We start from the raw sequence: 19444 nt of genomic DNA, 5'->3' as shown, positions 1-19444 counted from the left end.
TCCTCTCGTCGGGTGTCACCGTTCCCGACCCGGCCCGGCGCCGGAACTCATCGCCCCGCGCGGCGGGTCGCGTCCTCGTGGAGGGCCCAGAACACGGAGTACGGCGTGCCGTCCGGGTCGGCGGGGCGCGTCGCGAAGTCCTCGAGGACCGCGTGCACCCGCGTCGTGAGCTCCTCGAGGTCGGCAGCACCGAGGCGCAGCCCGAGACGACTGATCTGCACCTGTGCCGGGTCCGCGAGCGCGACCTCCTCGAGGAACGTGTCGATGAGGATGCGGCTCTGCCCGGGCCCGGGGCGCGTGCGCCACGACTTCCGCGTCGCGCGGTAGGGCACCTCACGGGCTCCGCGCGTCCCTCGGCGCACCGGCTCGGCCACGAGGAAGCCCCGGGCCACCAGGGTGCGGACATGGTGGAGCACGGTGGCGGGGTGGCGGTCGAGCCGCTGGGCGATCTCGCGGTTGGTCAGCCCCTCGTCGAGGCACAGTCGCAGGATGCGCAGGCGCAGCGTGCTCGCCAGCGCACGGGCGTCGGCGTCGGCGTCGGGTGAGCCGGTGCCTGCATCCGGCTGGGTCATGTGCCCTCCTAGTGATTGACCTTTCCCAATCAGTCGTCCATCCTCACCGGGTGACCACCGACCGCCCTACTCTCGCACCCGGGACCACGGGCTCCCTCGTCCACCACCCCGACTTCCGCCGGCTCTGGGCGGGCGACGCCCTCGGTCAGCTGGGTGCCCAGCTCACGGCCTTCGCCCTGCCGATCCTCGCGGTCCAGCAGCTGGCCGCCTCGGAGTGGGAGATGGGCGTGCTCACGGCCGCGGAGTACGCCGCCTTCCTGGTCATCGGCCTGCCGGCCGGAGCGTGGGTCGACCGGCTGCGCAAGCGACGCACGCTGATCGTCGCGGACCTCGTGCGCGCCACGGTGCTCGCCGCCGTCGTCGTCACGGCGCTGTCCGGTCACGCGTCGGTCCCGATGCTCGTGGTGGCGGCCCTGGTCGTCAGCACCGCGACCGTCTTCTTCGACGTCGCGCACCAGAGCTACGTCCCGGGCCTCGTCGGTCTCGACCACCTCGTCGAGGGCAACTCGAAGCTGCAGGCCACGGCGTCGGCCGCCCAGGTGCTGGCGCCGGCGCTCGGCGGTCTGCTGCTGCGCGTGATCGCGGCACCCGCGCTCATCGCCGTGACCGCCGTCAGCTACGTCGTGTCCGCGGTCGCCGTCGGCCGCATCCGGCAGCACGAGACCCTGCCGCCCGCCGCGGAGCGTCGCCCGCTGCGCACGGAGATCGCCGAGGGCCTGCGGTTCGTGGTCCACCAGCCGTACCTGCGCCGCATCGTGGTGTGCACGTCGTTGAGCAACCTGGCCGGTGCGGTCTCCGCGGCCGTCGTCGTCATCTACGTCCTGCGGACGCTCGACCTCGGCACCGCCGCGTTCGGCACGGTCCTCTCGGCGGGCGCCGTCGGAGGGCTCACCGGCGCAGTCCTCGCGGGCCGCGTGACGCAGCGGATCGGGGAGGGCCGGACCATCCCCCTGGCGGCCCTGCTGATGGCGCCGACCGCCGCGCTGACGCCGCTGGCGTCGACCGGCCTCGCCCCCGCGATCGTCCTGCTCGTCACGGGCGGCGCGGCGTCCGGGTTCGCCGTCGTCGTGTACAACGTGGCGCAGGTGAGCTTCCGGCAGCGGGTGTGCCCGCCCCGGCTGCTCGGCCGCATGAACGCGTCCGTCCGGTTCATCGTCTGGGGGACGATGCCCGTCGGGGCGCTCCTGGGCGGCTGGCTCGGCACCCGGGTGGGCGTCGTGCCGACCCTGTGGGCCTCGGTCGGGCTCATGACCCTCGCGGCACTGCCCGTCGCGCTCTCACCCCTGCTGCGCCTGCGCGACCTGCCCGGAGCCACGACGGTGGCGGACACGCCTCGGTCGGACGGTGCTGCCTGACGGCGCGGTACCGGTCCACGGCGCGCTCCCCCGCCGGGACGAGCAGAGCCCTACCGCGGGAGGTCATCCACCCACGAGGAACTCGTCCGGCGGTCGGAACCGGGCCGTCGTGACCGTCACTAGCGTCGGGTCCGTCACCGCGACGGACGCCACGAGTGCGCGTCGCCGCGAGTCCTCTGCCTGGAAGGCCATCCGATGCGCCACTCCCTCACCCTGCCCGCCGTCGCCGTCACCGCGCTGTCGGCGGTGCTGCTCGCAGGCTGCACCGCCGGCCCGCCCACCGCGAGCCCGACCGGCCCGGTGACCGCATTCCTCGAGAGCCTCGGCGGGGGGTACGGAGACCAGGAGGCCTACGAGGAGCAGCACCGACGCGCCCAGGAGGTCGTCGCGGCCTGCATGACCGAGCTCGGGTTCGTGTACGTCCCGACCGCACCGGTCAAGGACGTGTACCGGGGCCCGGACGGGTCCGCGCAGTGGGAGTCTCGGGAGTTCGCCGAGCAGTACGGCTACGGGGTGACGACGAGCGGTGAGCTCTACGACGAGGAGGAGCAGGTCGACCCGAACGACGACTACGTCGCGGCGATGTCCGAGGCCGAGCAGACGGCCTACTACGAGGCGCTGTACGGACCGGCCGAGGAGGTGGACCCCGAGGAGGCGGAACCGGAGGACGACGGGGAACGAGCCGGCTGCTACGGCCGGGCCGCGCACGAGGTGTACACGGAGAACCAGATCTGGGAGGACCCCACCGTGCAGGCGTTCCTCGACGAGCTGGACGTCGCGTGGGCGGACCTCGCGGACGACCCCGGCCTGCGCGCCGCCCGGACCGCGTGGACGACGTGCATGGTCGACGCCGGCTACGACTTCACGAGCCCGGAGGAGGCGTCCCAGCACATCCACGACCGGCTCGCCGCACTGTACGAGGCGGCCGCTGCTCCGTCCGGCACGTCCGAGGAGGAACCCGACAGCGGGACGTCCGAACCCGATGCGGCGGCCATGGCCGAGCTCCGGCAGGAGGAGCTCGCACTCGCGACGGCCGCCTGGCGGTGCAGGGACACCACCGGGTACGACGCGGCGAGCAGGAAGGCCCGGTTCGAGCTCGAGACGCGGCTGTGGGACCGGTACGGCGCGCAGCTCGAGGCTGCCGCCTCGGGTGCGACGTCGACGGCCGGGTGACCCCGGGCGCGGCAGCGCCCGGGGTCACCCTCGGCCGGCGCAGGTGTCAGCCCGCGCGGCGCTCCGCCATGGCGACGACGTTGGCCAGCAGCATCGCGCGCGTCATCGGCCCGACGCCGCCCGGGTTGGGCGACACCCAGGACGCGACGTCCCAGACGTTGGGGTGGACGTCACCGACGACCCGGCTCTTGCCCGTGACCGCGTCCAGCTCGCGTGAGACGCCGACGTCGACGACGACCGCGCCGGGCTTGACGATCTCGGCCGTCACGACCCCCGGGACTCCGGCGGCGGCGATGACGACGTCGGCGTTGCGGGTGTGCTCCGCCAGGTCGGTGGTCCCGGTGTGGGTGAGCGTGACCGTGGCGTTGACCTCGCGCCGCGTGAGCAGCAGCCCGATCGACCGACCGACCGTCACACCGCGGCCGACCACGACCACGTCGGCGCCGTGCAGCGGGACGTCGTGCCGCTCGAGCAGCTCGATGATCCCGGCGGGGGTGCACGGCAGCGGCGAGGTCACCGGGTCGTTGACCCGCAGGACCAGTCGCCCGAGGTTGGTCGGGTGCAGCCCGTCGGCGTCCTTGTCGGGGTCGACGAGCTCGAGCACGCGGTGCTGGTCGATGCCCCGCGGCAGCGGCAGCTGCACGATGTACCCGGTGCACGTCGGGTCGTCGTTGAGCCGCTGCACGGCGGCCTCGATGTCCCCCTGCGTCGCGTCGGCGGGGAGCTCCTCACGGATCGAGGCGAGGCCGACCTCGGCGCAGTCCTTGTGCTTGCCGTTGACGTACCACCGGGAGCCGGGGTCGTCGCCGACGAGCAGGGTGCCGAGCCCCGGGACCACGCCGCGCGCGGCGAGCGCCGCGACGCGGGTGGTGAGCTCGGCCTTGATCGCGGCCGCCGTGGCGGCGCCGTCGAGCTTCTGGGCGGTCATGAGGGTCTCCGCTCAGAACTGCTTGAGGCCCGGGTACAGCGGAAAGCGCTCGGTGAGCACCTTGACGCGGGCGCGCAGCGCCTCGACGTCGGCCGCGTCACCACCGATGAGCGCCTCGGCGATGATGTCGGCGACCTCGGTGAACTCCTCGTCGCCGAAGCCGCGGGTCGCGAGCGCCGGGGTGCCGATGCGCAGGCCCGAGGTGGTCATCGGCGGCCGCGGGTCGTTCGGGACCGCGTTGCGGTTCACCGTGATGCCGGCGGAGTGCAGGAGGTCCTCGGCCTGCTTGCCGTCCAGGGGCGACTCGCGCAGGTCGACCAGCACGAGGTGCACGTCGGTGCCGCCGGAGCGCACCGCGACGCCCGCGTCCGTGGCGTCCTGCCGGCTGAGGCGCTCGGCGACGATCGCCGCACCGCGCAGCGTGCGCTCCTGACGGTCGCGGAACTCCGGGGTGCCCGCGATCTTGAAGGCCGTGGCCTTCGCCGCGATGACGTGCATGAGCGGGCCGCCCTGCTGGCCGGGGAAGACCGCGGAGTTGATCTTCTTCGCCAGGTCGGGGTCGTTGGTGAGGATGAAGCCCGAGCGGGGGCCGCCGATCGTCTTGTGCACGGTCGAGGACACGACGTGCGCGTGCGGCACGGGGCTCGGGTGCACACCCGCGGCGACGAGACCCGCGAAGTGCGCCATGTCGACCCACAGGTACGCGCCGACCTCGTCGGCGATCGCGCGGAACGCGGCGAAGTCGAGCTGGCGCGGGTACGCGGACCAGCCGGCGATGATGACCTTGGGCTGGTGCTCGAGGGCCAGGCGGCGGACCTCGGCCATGTCCACCAGGGACGTCTCGGGGTCCACGCCGTAGGCGACGATGTCGTACAGGCGGCCGGAGAAGTTGATCTTCATGCCGTGCGTGAGGTGACCGCCCTGGTCGAGGGCGAGGCCGAGGATCGTGTCGCCCGGGCGCGCGATGGCGTGCAGGACGGCCGCGTTGGCGGTGGCGCCGGAGTGCGGCTGGACGTTCGCGAACTCCGCACCGAACAGGGCCTTGGCCCGCTCGATCGCGATGCTCTCGGCGACGTCGACCTCCTCGCAGCCGCCGTAGTAGCGGCGGCCCGGGTAGCCCTCCGCGTACTTGTTGGTCAGCACCGAGCCCTGCGCCTGCAGGACGGCCAGCGGCACGAAGTTCTCGGACGCGATCATCTCGAGGGTGCTCTGCTGGCGGGCCAGCTCACGGTCGAGGACCGCCGCGATCTCGGGGTCCAGCTCGGAGATGTTCTGGTCCAGCACGTTCTCGCTCATGCAGGGGCTCCTGTCGCAGTCAGCTGTGCGGGTCGCGAACGGCGCACCGCACACACGCGGGTGTGGGGTGACCGTGGGCCCAGGCGTCCGACCCGTTGGTCCGGCTGCTGCGTCGCTCCCCGGTGGTGACCCACCTGCTGCGCCAGTCGCGACGCGCACAGCCTACCAAGCGCGTCGCCTCGCGGGCCGCGGTCAGAGGTACCCGCCCGCGCCCGGGACCGCCGGCGCGGGTGCGGGGACCGACGGCGCCGGCCCGCGGAGCAGCACGACCGAGGCCCCGGTCACCGACGTGGTCGCCATCCAGCGCATCCCCGAGAGCGGGCACACGCGCACGGAGGCCGCGCGCACGGACACGGGCGCCGCACCGGCAGCCGCGCCGAGGTGGGCGGCGGCGTACCGCTCGGCGTAGCTGCCGACGAGCGCCGAGGCCTCCCAGCACCGGCACGTCGCGGCCTGCGCGAGCGCGGTCGCGTCCGCCTCGGTGCGGCGTCGCACGTCGGCACGCCGCCGGCGCTCCCGGTCGCCGCGGACGCCCGCCCACGTCGCGAGCGCCGGGATCCCGAACCAGCACAGCCCGCCGACGATGCCCGAGACCTGCCACGGCACATGGCGGGCGGGGTCGAGCGACCACTGCCACCACCAGCCACCGAGGGCCACGCCGACGGCCAGCCCGGCGACGGCGGCGAGCGACGGCAGGAGGCGCAGCGAGGACGTCCGCTCCCGCGGCGCGCCCGACGTGTCGTCGAACCGCAGCGCCACCAGGCCGTCCCACGCCTGACCGTCGGCGAGCGACCAGCCCCGCACCGGCGCCCACCAGCGCCGCGACGCCCACAGCGCGGCGCCGCCGATCGCGAAGCCGGGCAGGCCGTGCCGCAGCACGACGGCGGACACCACGACCGCCACGACGAGGACCGCGACCGGCACGGCGCGCTGGAGCGTACGACGGCGCGGCGCGTGAGCGCTCACCAGGGCGTCGACCGCCTCGCTGCGCGGACCCAGCCGGGAGACCGTGGTGGTGAGCAGCGCGGCACCCGCGGCGTCCCCGCGTGCCACGAGCTCGCGCGTGGTCGCCTCGAGCGCCGCGGCGTCCTCCCAGGGGCGCGGGACCGCACCGACGAGCTCGTGCGCCGCCTCGGCCACCCGGGTGACCACGGCACGACCGTCCGTGCCCGGGCGCCCCTGCACCCAGGACGCGAGGAACCGGCTGAGCACGTGGGGCGTGCGGACGCCGTGCTCGACGACGACGGTGCGCCAGACCCCGTCCGCCAGGTCCTGCCGCCCCGCGCCCTCCGCAGCGGCACCGAGCACGTACAGGTACAGGAGCCGCAGCTGTGCCGGGAGCGTCGCACCCGCCGCGACGAGGCGCGAGAGGTCGTCCGGCCTCCCCTGGGCGGCCCGGCACCCCAGCACGACGAGCTGGTCGAGGCTCCGGGGGCCGTCGGCGGGGACGTCGGCGACGCCGGCCGCCGCGAGCAGCGCCAGCGCACCCGCCGCGTCGCCGGAGAGCAGCGCGACGCGGGCGCGCCCCGAGACCGCGTGCTCGTCGTCGACCTGCGACCAGAGCGTCGCGGCCAGGTCCAGGTCGTCGACGTCCTCGGCCGCCCTCGCCCACGCGCTCACCAGGTCACGGTGGTCGGCGGCACGGTCGCCCAGGGAGGATGCGGCGGTCGGCGTGTGCGTCACGCCAGGGCATCGGCAGCCGCTGCCGGGTGGTTGAGCAGCACGCGCTCGCGTCCTCGGCACGAGCGGCGTCGTCCTCGTGACCTCGACACGCCGCACGCCCCGCGGAGGTGGCGTCGCGGGGCGTGCGTGTCGGACGGGCGGGAACCGGTCGGGTCAGGCCTGGACGGCCTCGCCCTCCCCGAGCAGCTTGCGCAGGTAGGCGTACGTGAGGTCGCCGGCGGTCTGGTCGTGCTGGTGCTCGTAGCCGGCCTTGTTGTACAGGGCGATGTTCTGCAGCGAGTCGCGGCCGGTGAACACCCAGACCTCCTCGATGCCGTCGGGGAGCGTCGGCAGGATCGCGGACAGCAGCTCGGTGCCGATGCCCTTGCCCTGCAGGTCGGGGGCGACGGCGAAGCGGCCGAGGGTGGCCTTGCCCCCGTCGACCAGCACGCGGATCGACCCGACGAGCCGGTGGCCCCACCAGGCGCCGAGCGTGAGGACGCCGTCGGCGGCCAGGTCGGCCTTGAGCTCCTTGAGCGTCTGGGTCAGCGGCGGGATGTTCGGGTCGCCGTACTGCTGCGCCTCGGTGACGAAGGCGGCGCGGCGCAGCGTCAGCAGCTCACCTGCGTCGTCGACGGTGACCGGGCGGATGTCGAGGGCGGTCATGGCGCCATGGTGTCAGCCCGTGGCGCCCGCGCACTACTCTCGGACCTCGTGTCCCCCACATCGGCCGTCGACCCGACGCACCTCGTCCTGACCCTGTCCTGCCCCGACCAGCCGGGGATCGTCGCGGCGGTCGCGGGACTGCTGGCCGAGCACGGCGGGAACATCACGGAGTCGCAGCAGTTCGGCGACCCGCTGTCGGGGCTGTTCTTCATGCGCGTGCAGGTCACGACGGACGCCGGGCAGGACGTGCTGCGTGCCGGGCTCGGTGCGCTCGCGGACCGGTTCGGGATGACCTGGCGGCTCGACGTGGCCGGGCGGCCCGTCCGCACGCTCGTCATGGTGTCGACGACCGCGCACTGCCTCAACGACCTGGCGTTCCGGCAGCGCTCGGAGAACCTGCCCGTGGACCTCGTCGCGGTGGTGTCGAACCACGAGGTGCTGCGGCCCATGGCCGACTTCTACGACATCCCGTTCCACCACGTGCCGGTGACGGCGGCCACGAAGGCGTCCGCGGAGGCCCGGCTGCTCGAGCTCGTCGAGGAGCTCGACGTCGAGCTCGTCGTCCTCGCGCGGTACATGCAGATCCTGTCCGACGACCTGTGCCGCCGGCTGCAGGGGCAGGTCATCAACATCCACCACTCGTTCCTGCCGTCGTTCAAGGGCGCCCGGCCCTACGCGCAGGCCCACCAGCGCGGCGTCAAGCTCATCGGGGCGACGGCGCACTACGTGACGGGCGACCTCGACGAGGGCCCGATCATCGAGCAGGACGTCGAGCGCGTCGACCACACGCACGCGGTCGAGGACCTCGTCGCGCTGGGGCAGGACGTCGAGCGTCGCGCCCTGGCGCGCGCCGTGCGCTGGCACGCCGAGCACCGCGTCCTGCTGGACGGCACGCGCACCATCGTCTTCCGCTGACGGGCGGGAGCGGGCCGTCCGGACCCCGTCACGTCACCGCGCGGGTGGCCGCCCGAGCGCGAATCGTTTCGCGCCGTGCGGGCGCCCCCGGCGAGGGACATGCTCGGGCCCGGTGGCCCGGGATCGTTCCCGCGCCGCGTCAGGAGCGCCGGGCGCACCGTCGCGCCCGGCAGGGCGAGGAGGACCCCCGATGAGACCGTTCCGTTCCGGAGCCGGGAGCCGTGCCGCCGTGCGCGCCGGCCTGCTGGGCGCCGCCGTCGCCCTGGCGCTGACGGGCGCCGTGCAGGTCGCGACCGCCCCCGCGGCCCAGGCCGCCTCCCTGGTCGAGGTGTCCGGGTTCGGCAGCAACCCCGGCGGGCTGCGCATGTTCCAGTTCGTCCCCGACCGGCTGCCGGCCGACCCGGCCGTCCTGGTCGTCGTGCACTACTGCACCGGCAGCGCCCAGGCCATGTACAGCGGGCAGCAGTTCGACGAGCTCGCCTCGCAGCACGGGTTCATCGTGGTGTACCCGAGCACCAACCGCCCCGGCAACTGCTTCGACGTCTCCTCGACCGCCGCGATGACGCGTGACGGCGGCAGCGACCCGCAGAGCATCGCGCAGATGGTGCGCCACACGCAGCAGCGGTTCGGGGCCGACACGTCGCGCGCGTTCATCACCGGGACGTCGTCCGGGGCCATGACGACCCAGCTGGTGCTGGCCGAGTACCCGGACGTGTTCGCGGCCGGCTCCGCGTTCGCCGGCGTGCCCGCCACCTGCTTCTCGACCGGCGGCTCCCGGCCGGGCACCACCGCACAGGCGGGCTGGAACAGCGACTGCGCGCAGGGCCGGCGCATCCTGTCCGCCCGGCAGTGGGGCGACCTCGCCCGCGCCACCTACCCCGGCTACAGCGGCAAGCGCCCGCGGGTGCAGCTGTGGCACGGCAGCAACGACGAGACCCTGAGCTTCCAGAACTTCACCGAGGCCACCAAGCAGTGGACCGACGTGCTGGGGATCAGCGCGACGCCGAGCTCGACGGAGACGATCGGCAACCGCACGCGCGCCCGCTACGGCGGCACCGGCACGCAGGCCCCGCTCGAGACCAACCGCCTGCAGGGCGTCACGCACAACCTCCCCGTCGACGCCGCCGCCGCGATCGCGTTCTTCGGCCTGGACCAGGCGACACCGACACCGACACCGACACCGACACCGACACCGACACCGACACCGACACCGAGCGTCACCCCGTCCCCCACACCCACCCCGACGCCCACGCCGACGCCCACGCCGACGCCCACGCCGACCCCCACGCTCACGCCGACGCCCACCGTCACCCCGACGCCGACGACGGCGCCCCCGGCCGGAGGGTGCCGGGTCACCTACGTCGTCAACCAGTGGAACACCGGGTTCACGGCCCACCTGACGATCCACCACACCGGGGCGACGTCGCTCGACGGGTGGACGCTGCGGTGGACGTTCCCGGCCGGCCAGCAGGTCACCCAGGCGTGGAGCAGCGAGGTCACCCAGTCGGGCAGCCAGGTGACCGCCACGCACGCGCCCTGGAACGGCCAGGTCGCGCCCGGCGGCTCGGTGCAGATCGGGTTCAACGGCACGCACACCGGGACGAACACGGCGCCGGCGGCGTTCACGCTCAACGGCGCACCCTGCAGCGTGGCGTGACGCCACCGTCCCCCGGTCACAGTCGGAGCAATCCTGTGACTGGCGTCACATAAATCGTTTCGCCGGCTGGTGTCCTTGAGATTTCACCCACCACGGTGGGGGCACCGGCGCCCGCCTGGGCGCCGGTGCCGTCACCGAAGGGGATCCCATGACCACCGACGTCGCACCCACCGCTGCACCTGCCGTCAGCGCCACCGCGACCCGCCACGCGGGCCGCGCACGCCTCCTGGGCACCTTGCTGGCCGCGCTCGGCGCCCTGATGGTCGTCGCCGGGATCGGCGCGTGGGGCGGCGTCGCCCAGGGCCTCAACGCCGAGCGCGCGGTCGTCTCCGACGACGCACCCGCCTTCGCCGGCGCCGTCGTCGACACGCCCTGGGAGGCGTGGTCGCAGGCCGAGGCCATCAAGGGCCACCTCGACGGCATGACCGGCGGGCTCACCTACGCCGAGATGGAGCGCGACGACCCGCAGCGCGACACCGTCGCGACGGGGACCTTCCTGCGCGCCTCGCTCATGACGTCCGTCATCGCGTTCGGCGTCGCGCTCGCCGTCGTGGGTGTGGGCACCGGGTTCCTCCTCGGCGGCATCGGCCTGCGGAACGCCGCCGCAGCACGCTGAGACGTCCCGGGCCACGGGTCCCCCGTCCGTGGCCCGGGCGTCAGCCCCCGAGTCAGCGCCCGAGTCAGCGCCCGACGTCCGAGGGTCGCGGCTCGGGTACCTGCGTGGCGCCCGTGATCGCCGCCAGGAGCTCCTCCTGGGAGACGTTCCGGGTGTCGAACGAGCCGTTGTTGCGGCCGTGCCGCAGCACCTCGATGCGGTCGGACACGGCGCGCACGTCGTTGAGGTTGTGGCTGATGAGCACCACGCCGAGGCCGAGCTCGCGCAGCCGCTCGATGTGGTTGAGCACCTCGGCGGTGTGCGCGACGGACAGGGCGGCCGTCGGCTCGTCGAGGATCACCAGCCGGGGCGACCCGATGAGCGTGCGTGCGATGGCGACCGTCTGCCGCTGGCCGGCGGTCAGGTGCGCGATCGGGGTCCGCACGGACGGGATGCGGCTGGTGAGGACGCGCAGGATGCCGCGGGCCACCCGCTCCATCTCGCCGTCGCGCATGAGCGAGCGCTCGCGCAGCTCGCGCCCGAGGAAGAGGTTGGCGGTCACGTCGAGGTTCTCGCACAGCGCGTAGTCCTGGAACACCGTCGCGATCCCGGCCTGGTGCGCGTCCGAGGGCGAGGCGATCGCCACCGGCTCGCCGTCGAGCTCGATCACGCCGCTGTCGGGCGCCATCACCCCGGAGACGACCTTCGCGAGCGTCGACTTGCCCGCCCCGTTGTCGCCCACGAGAGCCACGACCTCGTGCGGGTGCACGACCAGGTCGACGTCGACCAGCGCCTCGACCGGGCCGAACCGCTTCGACACCTGGCGGATCGCCAGCACCGGTACCCGTGTGGCAGCCACGGTGCTGCTCACCTGCCCTCCGTCGCGCACGTCGTGCCCAGTCAATCCCGCGTCCGCAGGCCCGTCAAACACGGTCACCCGGCATCACCGCCCGCGACGTCCGACGGGTCCGCCATGTCGGCGCTGCCCGTCGCGGCGGCCTGGTCGGTGGCCTCGAGCACCATGGCGAGCGCCCCGAGCACCGAGGCGCGGACGCCGAGCTCCCCGGGCACGACGTCGAGGGCGACGATCTGGTTCAGCGGCACCCGCCGGGCGATCGCCTCGCGCATCGGCTGCACGAGCACCTCGCCCGTCGCCGCGAGCTCCCCGCCGACGACCACGCACTGCGGGTTGACGACCATCGCCATGCCCGCGACCACGCCCCCGATCACGGCGCCCGCGTCCGCGACGACCTGCCGGCACCCGGGGTCACCGTCCGCCGCGCGCTGCACGACGTCCCGCAGCGTCAGCGTCCCGTGGCTCACGACGAGCGGCTCGACCAGCGCCGGGTAGCCCACCACGGTGTCGAGACAGCCCCGCGAGCCGCACCGGCAGATGCGACCCTGCGGGTCGACCTGCACGTGGCCGATCTCCCCGGCGGTGCCCCCGAACCCGCGGTGCAGGTGACCCGAGAGCACGATCCCCGCGCCGGTCCCCGCGCCCACCGACACGTACACGACGTCCTGGTAGCCGCGTGCGGCACCGAACCTGCTCTCCGCGAGCGCGCCGAGGTTGGCCTCGTTGTCGACCAGCACCGGCTTGGCCAGACGCTTGGCGAGCACGTGCACCACCGGCGTCTCGTCCCAGCCGCGCAGCACGCCGCGCACCGTCACGAGCCCGGTGCCGGGCTCGACGGGGGCCGGCAGCCCGACACCCAGCCCGACCAGGTCGTCCAGCGTCGCCCCGACGCGCTCCAGCAGGTCCACCACCAGCAGCGTCGCCCGGTCGAGCGTCGTGTCCGCCCGGTGCTCCGCGGGCAGCGGCAGGCTCTGCTCGGCGACGATCTCCCGGGTGACGTCGGCCAGTGCGACCCGCAGGTGCCGCGGACCGACGTCCACGCCGGCCGCCAGCCCGGTGCTCCGCGCGATGGTCACCAGCTGCGCGCGGCGGCCCGACCGGATGGTCCCGCGGGTGTCGACGACACCCGCGGCGAGCAGCTCCTTGACGATCGAGCTGACGGTCGCGGGCGACAGGCCGGTGGCGGCGGTGAGCTCGACCTGGGTGAGGCCGCCGTAGCGCTTGACGGTCTCGACGACCAGGGCGCGGTTCGCGCCCCGGAGGGACGACTGCGATCCCGTCATCGGTCCCCTCACGTCGGCGAGCCTAGCGGTGGGCCGCGGCACCCCGGGTCATCCCCGGCGGGTCCGCGGCCCGTCGCCCTCGCAGGCCCGCGCCGGTGCGGCGCGGGCCTGCCGTGGCGTCAGCGCGCGTCGGCGCGGCGCTTGTTCCAGACGTCGAACGCGACGGCCAGCAGCAGCACCAGACCCTTGACCATCTGCTGGATGGACTGCGGCACGCCCATGAGCTGCATGCCGTTGCTCATGACGGCCATGATGAGCGCGCCGGTCATGGCGCCGGTGACCCGTCCGACGCCGCCCGTGGTCGACGCCCCGCCGATGAAGGCCGCCGCGATGGCGTCGAGCTCGAACATGTTGCCGGCGCTCGGCTGGGCGCCGTTCATGCGCGAGGAGAACACCACGCCCGCGACACCGGCCAGCAGGCCCATGTTGACGAACGTCCAGAACGTCACCTTGCGCACCTTCACGCCCGAGAGCTGCGCGGCGTTGAGGTTGCCGCCGATCGCGTAGATGTGACGGCCGAACACCGAGCGCTGCGTGATCACGGAGTAGGCGAGGATCAGCACGGCCAGCAGGATGAGGATGTTCGGCAGGCCGCGGTACTGCGCGAGCTGGTACCCGAACGCCATCACCACCACCGCGACGACGGCGATCTTGGCGACGAAGATCGGCATCGACTCGACCACCTGCTGGTAGGCGATGCGACCCATGCGCGTGCGCCACTGGCTGACCGCGTACCCGACGACCGCGAGGCCGAAGATCACGAGCGTGAAGACGTCGACGCCGTACCCGCCGAACCACCCGTTGGTGGAGAACCCGTTGGCGACGTCGTAGTAGGTGCCGCCGAACGGCGACAGCGAGACGTTGTCCAGGACGCGGTACGTCATGCCGCGGAAGAGCAGCATGCCCGCGAGGGTCACGATGAAGCCGGGGATGCCGACGTACGCGACCCAGAAGCCCTGCCACATGCCGACCAGCCCACCGACCGCGAGCGCGGCGAGCGCGCCGACCCACCACGGCGCGCCGTTGCGGATGACGAGCACGGCGGCGACGGCTCCGGTGAGAGCCACGACGGACCCGACCGACAGGTCGATCTGGCCCAGGACGATCACCATCACCATGCCGATGGCGAGGATGAGGATGTAGGAGTACTGCAGGACGATGTTCGTCAGGTTGCCAGGGCTCAGGAAGTTCGAGTTCAGCAACGAGAAGAGCAGGACGATGAGGACGAACGCGGCGAAGATGCCGCTCTGGCGGAGGTTCCGCGTCACCATCTCGCTGAAGCCGGCGATGGCGGTCATGAGGCAAGGTCCTTTGCTGTCTCGCGCTCGATGGTCATGAGCTCCATGAGCCGCTCCTGGGTGGCCTGCGCGACGGGCACCTCACCGGTGATGCGCCCGAACGCCAGGGTGTACACGCGGTCGCAGATGCCGAGCAGCTCGGGCAGCTCGGAGGAGATGACGACGACCGCCTTCCCCGCTGCGACCATCTTGTTGATGATGGTGTAGATCTCGTACTTCGCGCCGACGTCGATGCCGCGCGTCGGCTCGTCGAGGATCAGCACGTCCGGCTCCGTGTAGAGCCACTTGGCGAGCACGACCTTCTGCTGGTTGCCCCCGGACAGCTTGCCCGTGACGGCCATGACGGTCGGCGCCTTGATGTTGAGGCTCGCGCGGTACTCCTCCGCGACCTTGACCTCCTCGTTGGCGTTGACCCAGCCGCGCCGCGCGAGGCGTCGCAGCCCCGCGGCGGAGATGTTGCGGCGGATGTCCTCGATGAGGTTCAGGCCGTACCGCTTGCGGTCCTCCGTGGCGTACGCGAGCCCGTGCCCGATGGCCTCATCGACGTCGCGGACGTGGATGAGCTCGCCGTTCTTGTAGATGCGTCCGGAGATCCCGCGTCCGTACGAACGCCCGAAGACGCTCATCGCGAGCTCGGTCCGGCCGGCTCCCATGAGCCCGGCGATGCCGACGACCTCGCCGGCCCGGACGTGGAACGACGCACGGTCGATGACGACGCGGTCGGCCTGCGTGGGGTGGTGCACCGTCCAGTCCTCGACGCGCAGGACCTCCTCGCCGATGTCCGGCGTGCGCTCGGGGTAGCGGTGCTCGAGGTCGCGCCCGACCATGCCGCGGATGATCCGGTCCTGCGTCGCGTCCGGGTCGGCCATGTCGATGGTCTCGATCGTGCGCCCGTCGCGGATGATCGTGGTGCGGTCGGCGATCTCGGCGATCTCGTTCAGCTTGTGGCTGATGATGATCGACGTGATGCCCTGCTCCTTGAGGTGGCGCAGCAGCCCGAGCAGGTGCTCGGAGTCCGTGTCGTTGAGCGCCGCGGTCGGCTCGTCGAGGATCAGCAGCTTGACCTGCTTCGACAGGGCCTTGGCGATCTCGATGAGCTGCTGCTTGCCGACGCCGAGCTGCGAGACGTGCGTCGTCGGGTTCTCGGCGAGGCCGACGCGCGCGAGCAGCTGGGCGGCCTCGGAGTTCGCCTTGTTCCAGTCGATCAGCGGCCCCGTGCCGCGCACCTCGTTGCCGAGGAAGATGTTCTCCGCGACCGAGAGGTACGGCACCAGCGCGAGCTCCTGGTGGATGATGACGATGCCGCGGCCCTCGGAGTCGTTGATCGAGCCGAACCCGACCTCCTCACCCTCGAAGACGATGGCGCCGTCGTAGGTGCCGTGCGGGTAGACGCCGGACAGGACCTTCATGAGGGTCGACTTGCCGGCGCCGTTCTCCCCGCAGATGGCGTGGATCTCTCCGCGCCGCACGGTCAGGCTGACGTCCTGCAGGGCCTTGACGCCCGGGAAGGTCTTGGTGATGGACCGCATCTCGAGGATGTCGCTGTGGTCCATGACCCCTCCGTTCAGTGGTGGTCGAGTGGGGCGGGGTCCGCGGCCCGGCCGTGGTGGGACGGCCGGGCCGCGGGGTCGGTCAGGTCAGCCGGCGACGCCGGACTCGACCTCGTCCTCGCTCCAGTAGCCCGAGTCGACGAGCAGCGTGGTGATGTCGTCGGTGAAGACCGTGTCCACCGCCAGCAGGTAGGACGGCACGACCTTCATGCCGTTGTCGTACGTCTCGGTGTCGTTCGCCTCGGGCTCCTCGCCGTTGATGAACGCCTCGGCGACCTTGATGGACTGCTCCGCGAGCTTGCGGGTGTCCTTGAAGATCGTGGAGGACTGCACGCCGTCCGCGATGAGCTTGACCGACGCGATCTCCGCGTCCTGGCCGGTGACGATCGGCAGACCGGCCTCGATCGTCGGGCCCTGGCCCACACCCTGCAGGGCGGTGATGATGCCGCGCGAGATGCCGTCGTACGGCGAGAGCACGCCCGCCAGCGTCGAGCCGTCGGAGTACGTGGAGGTGAGCAGGTCCTCCATGCGCTTCTGCGCGGCCTCCTGCGACCAGCGCAGCGTGGCGACGGTGTCGAAGTCGGTCTGGCCGGACTTCACGACGAGCGTGCCGTCAGTGATGAAGGGCTCCAGGACGGACATGGCGCCCTCGTAGAAGAACCCGGCGTTGTTGTCGTCCGGCGAGCCGGCGAACAGCTCGATGTTGAACGGACCGGTGACACCGGCGACCTCGGTGCCGCCCTCGTCGAGCAGGCCCATGCCGCGCAGGAGCGCCGTGCCCTGGGCCACGCCGACCGCGAAGTTGTCGAACGTGACGTAGAAGTCCACGTTCTCGCTGTCGCGGATCAGGCGGTCGTAGGCGATGACCGGGATGTTCTGCGCGGCGGCGTTCTCGAGCTGGCTCGTGAGCGCCGTACCGTCGATGGACGCGATGATCAGGACGTCGGCGCCGCTGGTGATCATCTGGTCGATCTGCTGCGTCTGCGTCGGGATGTCGTCGCCGGCGTACTGCAGGTCGACCTTGTACCCGAGCTCCTCGAGGCCCGCCTTGACGGCGTTGCCGTCGGCGATCCACCGCTCCGACGTCTCGGTCGGCATGGCGACACCGATCGTGATGTCGCTCGCGTCGGCGCCACCGCCGGCGCCGGCGGTGCTGTCGGTGCTCCCCGCACCGCCACCGCCACAGGCCGCGAGGCTGAGAGCAAGGGCTCCCGCCGTGGCCACCATGGTGATCTTGCGTCGCATCTCGTGTGCTCCTTCTCGTCGTCGAGAGGTTCCGGTCCCGAAGTCATCGGGAGCCCGTGCGTGGCCGCTGCGCCACGATCGGCCGGAGTACCGGCTGCGTCGGGCGTGACTGGGGTCGTCGTCGTCCCGGTGCAGTGCCCACACCATGCTTTCGTTCGGAACCCGAAGTCAACCGGCAGAGCGTCATGCTCGGTTACGAACTCATCACGATCTGCCCCGGCTGGGCCGGGCGAGCGAGGTGGAAGCGTGACCAGGCCCCCGCCGGGGTGACGCGGGGTGCGCGACGGCCCCGAGCGGTCAGGACGCCGCCGCGACCGGCGGGACGCCGAGGTCGGCGCGGACCGCCCCGGTGATGGCCCCGAGGATCCGCTCGTAGCCGGTGGTCCGTGCGTCGAACGAGCCGTTGTTGCGGCCGTGGCGCAGCACCTCGATGCGGTCGGCGACCGACCGGACGTCGGTCATGTTGTGGCTGATGAGCACCACGCCCAGACCCAGGTCCCGCAGGCCCTCGATGTGCATGAGGACCTCCGCGGTCTGTGCCACGGACAGCGCCGCCGTCGGCTCGTCGAGCACCACGATCCGCGGCGAGCCGATGAGGGTGCGCGCGATGGCGACGGACTGGCGCTGACCCGCCGACAGGTGCGCGAGCGGGACGCGCACCGACGGGATGCGGCTGGTCAGGTCCCGCAGGATCTGCCGCGCGACCTGCTCCATGCGCTCGTCGTCGCGCACACCGCGCGCGTCGCGCAGCTCCCGCCCGAGGAAGAGGTTGGACGTCACGTCGAGGTTGTCGCACAGCGCGAGGTCCTGGAAGACCGTCGCGACGCCGAGCGCGTGCGCGGCCGCCGGCGTGGGGATGCTCACCGGCACGCCCTCGATCTCCACCAGGCCCGTGTCCGGGGTCAGCACGCCCGCGACCATCTTGGCGAGGGTGGACTTGCCCGCGCCGTTGTCGCCCACCAGCGCGACCACCTCGTGCCGGTGCACGTCGAGGTCGACGCCCGCGAGCGCCTCGACCCCGCCGAACCGCTTGCTGATGCCCCGCATCGACAGCAACGGCACCCGTGTCGCGTCAGTCATGCCTCGACCCACCTGCTCCCCGTCGCGCACGTGTCACGTGCAGTGAATCCCCCTGCCCTCCCCCGGTCAACCCTCGTCGTCCTGATCCCCCGGCCCGTCGGCGCCGTCGACGAGCTCCACGTCCTCCTCGGCGCGCACCGGCAGGTCCGCCGAGCGCAGCGCCAGCACCAGGGCGCCCATCACCTCCGCGCGCTGCCCGAGGGCCGCCGGGACCACCTCGAGCGGGGCGATCTGGTTGAGCAGCACCCGGCGGCGCACCGCCTCGCGCAACGGCCCCAGCAGCACCTCGCCCGTCTCGGACAGCTCACCCCCCACGACCACGCACTGCGGGTTGACCGCCGTCCCGAGCCCGGCGACGACCGCGCCGATCACCGCCCCCGCGTCGGCCACGACGCGGGCGAACCCCGGGTCGCCGTCACGCGTGCGCGCGATGACGTCCCGCAGGGCGAGCGACCCGTGGGTCGCCCGCAACGGCTCCACCAGGGCGTTCGCGCCCACGACCGTGTCGAGGCACCCGCGCGAGCCGCACCGGCAGATGTGGCCCGTCGGGTCCACCTGCACGTGGCCGATCTCCCCCGCCGTGCCCGCGAACCCCCGGTGCACGTGGCCGTTGATGACGATGCCCGCACCCGTGCCGTACGACGCCCGCACGTACACCGCGTCGCGGTAGCCGCGCGCCGCCCCCAGCGTCGACTCCGCGAGCGCCCCGAGGTTCGCGTCGTTGTCGACGTGCACGGGGCGGCCCAGCCGCTTGGTGAGCACCTGCCCCAGGTGCTCCCCCTCCCAGCCGCGCAGCAGACCGGGCACCGAGACCATGCCGGTGTCCGTGTCGACGGGCGCCGGGACGCCCACCCCGATGCCGACGACGTCGTCGAGCCCGGACCCGATCCGCTCGAGGAGCTCCATCACGAGCAGGGCCGCGCGGTCCAGGGTGGTGTCCGACGGGTGCTCGTACGGCAGCGGGAGCATCTGCTCGGCCACGACCTCGTGGGCGAAGTCCCCCAGCGCGACCCGCAGGTGCCGGTGCCCCACCTGCACGCCCACCGCCAGACCCACCCGCCGGGCGAGCGTGACGAGCTGGGCGCGCCGGCCGCTGCGGGTGGTGACGGCGGTGTCGACCAGGCCGGCCGCGAGCAGCTCGCGGACGATGGTCGACACCGTCGCCTGGGACAGGCCCGTGGCGGCGGCGAGCTCGACCTGCGTGAGCCCGCCGTACCGCTGCACCGTCCCGACCACCAGCGCCTTGTTGGCCTCGCGCAGGGCCGTCTGCGAGCCCGCCGCCGCCGCTCGCCTGCTCACGGGGGCAACCTACC

General features: G+C 73.0%; 17 protein-coding genes and 1 riboswitch. Of the genes, 5 read left to right on the top strand and 12 right to left on the bottom strand.

The genetic code is table 11. The features are described 5' to 3' along the window. Window positions 1-47 precede the first annotated feature (47 nt). Window positions 48-572, bottom strand: coding sequence for a helix-turn-helix domain-containing protein (locus tag Cph01nite_RS04550; RefSeq protein WP_203671500.1), 525 nt, complete (start codon window positions 570-572; stop codon window positions 48-50). 50 nt (window positions 573-622) lie between these two features. Here Cph01nite_RS04550 and Cph01nite_RS04545 point away from each other — a divergent pair, with 50 nt between their 5' ends. Together Cph01nite_RS04545 and Cph01nite_RS04540 are read left to right on the top strand one after the other, a co-directional pair. Further along, a complete protein-coding gene (locus Cph01nite_RS04545; protein WP_203671499.1) occupies window positions 623-1927 on the top strand; it encodes an MFS transporter in 1305 nt (434 codons plus the stop codon). 195 nt (window positions 1928-2122) lie between these two features. Continuing rightward, on the top strand, window positions 2123-3100 hold the full coding sequence (locus Cph01nite_RS04540) for a hypothetical protein (RefSeq protein ID WP_203671497.1): 978 nt from the start codon (window positions 2123-2125) through the stop codon (window positions 3098-3100). A gap of 46 nt (window positions 3101-3146) precedes the next feature. Here Cph01nite_RS04540 and Cph01nite_RS04535 read toward each other — a convergent pair whose 3' ends face one another. The 4 genes from Cph01nite_RS04535 to Cph01nite_RS04520 all read right to left on the bottom strand — a co-directional run bounded on the left by Cph01nite_RS04535 (window position 3147) and on the right by Cph01nite_RS04520 (window position 7652). Then, the gene (locus Cph01nite_RS04535; RefSeq protein ID WP_203671495.1) at window positions 3147-4028 is read right to left on the bottom strand and encodes a bifunctional methylenetetrahydrofolate dehydrogenase/methenyltetrahydrofolate cyclohydrolase; all 882 of its coding nucleotides are present in this window, start codon (window positions 4026-4028) and stop codon (window positions 3147-3149) included. Between the two features lie 12 nt (window positions 4029-4040). Then, entirely contained in the window at window positions 4041-5324 is a 1284-nt protein-coding gene (glyA, locus tag Cph01nite_RS04530; RefSeq protein ID WP_203671494.1) for a serine hydroxymethyltransferase, read from the bottom strand. 70 nt (window positions 5325-5394) lie between these two features. Then, a riboswitch (ZMP/ZTP riboswitch) is annotated at window positions 5395-5484 on the bottom strand. Window positions 5485-5516: 32 nt separating this feature from the next. Further along, entirely contained in the window at window positions 5517-6944 is a 1428-nt protein-coding gene (locus Cph01nite_RS04525) for a hypothetical protein (protein WP_203671492.1), read from the bottom strand. Window positions 6945-7160: 216 nt separating this feature from the next. Next, window positions 7161-7652: a GNAT family N-acetyltransferase gene (locus tag Cph01nite_RS04520; protein ID WP_203671490.1), complete on the bottom strand. Its 492-nt coding sequence runs from the start codon at window positions 7650-7652 to the stop codon at window positions 7161-7163. Window positions 7653-7700: 48 nt separating this feature from the next. On the opposite strand from Cph01nite_RS04520, the gene purU reads away from it, so the two are divergent. The 3 genes from purU (at window position 7701) to Cph01nite_RS04505 (ending at window position 10840) form a co-directional block, all read left to right on the top strand. Beyond that, the gene (gene purU / locus Cph01nite_RS04515; protein ID WP_203671489.1) at window positions 7701-8567 is read left to right on the top strand and encodes a formyltetrahydrofolate deformylase; all 867 of its coding nucleotides are present in this window, start codon (window positions 7701-7703) and stop codon (window positions 8565-8567) included. Between the two features lie 190 nt (window positions 8568-8757). After that, window positions 8758-10224 (top strand): extracellular catalytic domain type 1 short-chain-length polyhydroxyalkanoate depolymerase, encoded by a 1467-nt coding sequence (locus Cph01nite_RS04510; protein ID WP_203671487.1) that lies wholly within the window; start codon window positions 8758-8760, stop codon window positions 10222-10224. A 148-nt stretch (window positions 10225-10372) separates the two neighbouring features. Then, window positions 10373-10840 carry an aromatic ring-opening dioxygenase LigA gene (locus Cph01nite_RS04505; protein WP_203671486.1) on the top strand — a complete coding sequence of 156 codons (468 nt, stop codon included), beginning with the start codon at window positions 10373-10375 and terminating at the stop codon, window positions 10838-10840. A gap of 64 nt (window positions 10841-10904) precedes the next feature. Here the strand turns inward: Cph01nite_RS04505 and Cph01nite_RS04500 are convergent, their stop codons facing one another. The 7 genes from Cph01nite_RS04500 to Cph01nite_RS04470 all read right to left on the bottom strand — a co-directional run bounded on the left by Cph01nite_RS04500 (window position 10905) and on the right by Cph01nite_RS04470 (window position 19430). Beyond that, entirely contained in the window at window positions 10905-11690 is a 786-nt protein-coding gene (locus tag Cph01nite_RS04500) for an ATP-binding cassette domain-containing protein (protein WP_239069021.1), read from the bottom strand. Window positions 11691-11752: 62 nt separating this feature from the next. Next, window positions 11753-12958, bottom strand: coding sequence for an ROK family transcriptional regulator (locus tag Cph01nite_RS04495; RefSeq protein ID WP_203671572.1), 1206 nt, complete (start codon window positions 12956-12958; stop codon window positions 11753-11755). Window positions 12959-13077: 119 nt separating this feature from the next. Then, a complete protein-coding gene (mmsB, locus tag Cph01nite_RS04490) occupies window positions 13078-14256 on the bottom strand; it encodes a multiple monosaccharide ABC transporter permease (protein ID WP_203671485.1) in 1179 nt (392 codons plus the stop codon). After that, window positions 14253-15809 (bottom strand): multiple monosaccharide ABC transporter ATP-binding protein, encoded by a 1557-nt coding sequence (gene mmsA, locus Cph01nite_RS04485; RefSeq protein WP_203671484.1) that lies wholly within the window; start codon window positions 15807-15809, stop codon window positions 14253-14255. Before mmsA ends, mmsB begins: the two co-directional genes overlap by 4 nt. An 84-nt stretch (window positions 15810-15893) precedes the next feature. After that, entirely contained in the window at window positions 15894-17051 is a 1158-nt protein-coding gene (chvE, locus tag Cph01nite_RS04480) for a multiple monosaccharide ABC transporter substrate-binding protein (protein ID WP_203671483.1), read from the bottom strand. A 297-nt stretch (window positions 17052-17348) separates the two neighbouring features. Further along, a complete protein-coding gene (locus Cph01nite_RS04475) occupies window positions 17349-18131 on the bottom strand; it encodes an ATP-binding cassette domain-containing protein (protein WP_203671481.1) in 783 nt (260 codons plus the stop codon). 66 nt (window positions 18132-18197) lie between these two features. Next, window positions 18198-19430, bottom strand: a complete 1233-nt coding sequence (locus tag Cph01nite_RS04470; protein WP_203671479.1) for an ROK family transcriptional regulator — start codon at window positions 19428-19430, stop codon at window positions 18198-18200. Window positions 19431-19444: the final 14 nt, after the last annotated feature.

This window comes from Cellulomonas phragmiteti, from assembly GCF_016862775.1.
GTDB lineage: Bacteria > Actinomycetota > Actinomycetes > Actinomycetales > Cellulomonadaceae > Cellulomonas > Cellulomonas phragmiteti.
Note: the sequence above shows the minus strand (reverse complement) of the source record. Positions and strands in the feature narration are given on the sequence as shown.

Coding starts and splice junctions, on each gene's coding strand:
- Cph01nite_RS04550 (WP_203671500.1), bottom strand. CDS start 572: ATGACCCAGCCGGATGCAGGCACCGGCTCACCCGACGCCGACGCCGAC.
- Cph01nite_RS04540 (WP_203671497.1), top strand. CDS start 2,123: ATGCGCCACTCCCTCACCCTGCCCGCCGTCGCCGTCACCGCGCTGTCG.
- Cph01nite_RS04535 (WP_203671495.1), bottom strand. CDS start 4,028: ATGACCGCCCAGAAGCTCGACGGCGCCGCCACGGCGGCCGCGATCAAG.
- glyA (WP_203671494.1), bottom strand. CDS start 5,324: ATGAGCGAGAACGTGCTGGACCAGAACATCTCCGAGCTGGACCCCGAG.
- Cph01nite_RS04520 (WP_203671490.1), bottom strand. CDS start 7,652: ATGACCGCCCTCGACATCCGCCCGGTCACCGTCGACGACGCAGGTGAG.
- Cph01nite_RS04510 (WP_203671487.1), top strand. CDS start 8,758: ATGAGACCGTTCCGTTCCGGAGCCGGGAGCCGTGCCGCCGTGCGCGCC.
- Cph01nite_RS04505 (WP_203671486.1), top strand. CDS start 10,373: ATGACCACCGACGTCGCACCCACCGCTGCACCTGCCGTCAGCGCCACC.
- Cph01nite_RS04495 (WP_203671572.1), bottom strand. CDS start 12,958: ATGACGGGATCGCAGTCGTCCCTCCGGGGCGCGAACCGCGCCCTGGTC.
- mmsB (WP_203671485.1), bottom strand. CDS start 14,256: ATGACCGCCATCGCCGGCTTCAGCGAGATGGTGACGCGGAACCTCCGC.
- mmsA (WP_203671484.1), bottom strand. CDS start 15,809: ATGGACCACAGCGACATCCTCGAGATGCGGTCCATCACCAAGACCTTC.
- chvE (WP_203671483.1), bottom strand. CDS start 17,051: ATGCGACGCAAGATCACCATGGTGGCCACGGCGGGAGCCCTTGCTCTC.
- Cph01nite_RS04475 (WP_203671481.1), bottom strand. CDS start 18,131: ATGACTGACGCGACACGGGTGCCGTTGCTGTCGATGCGGGGCATCAGC.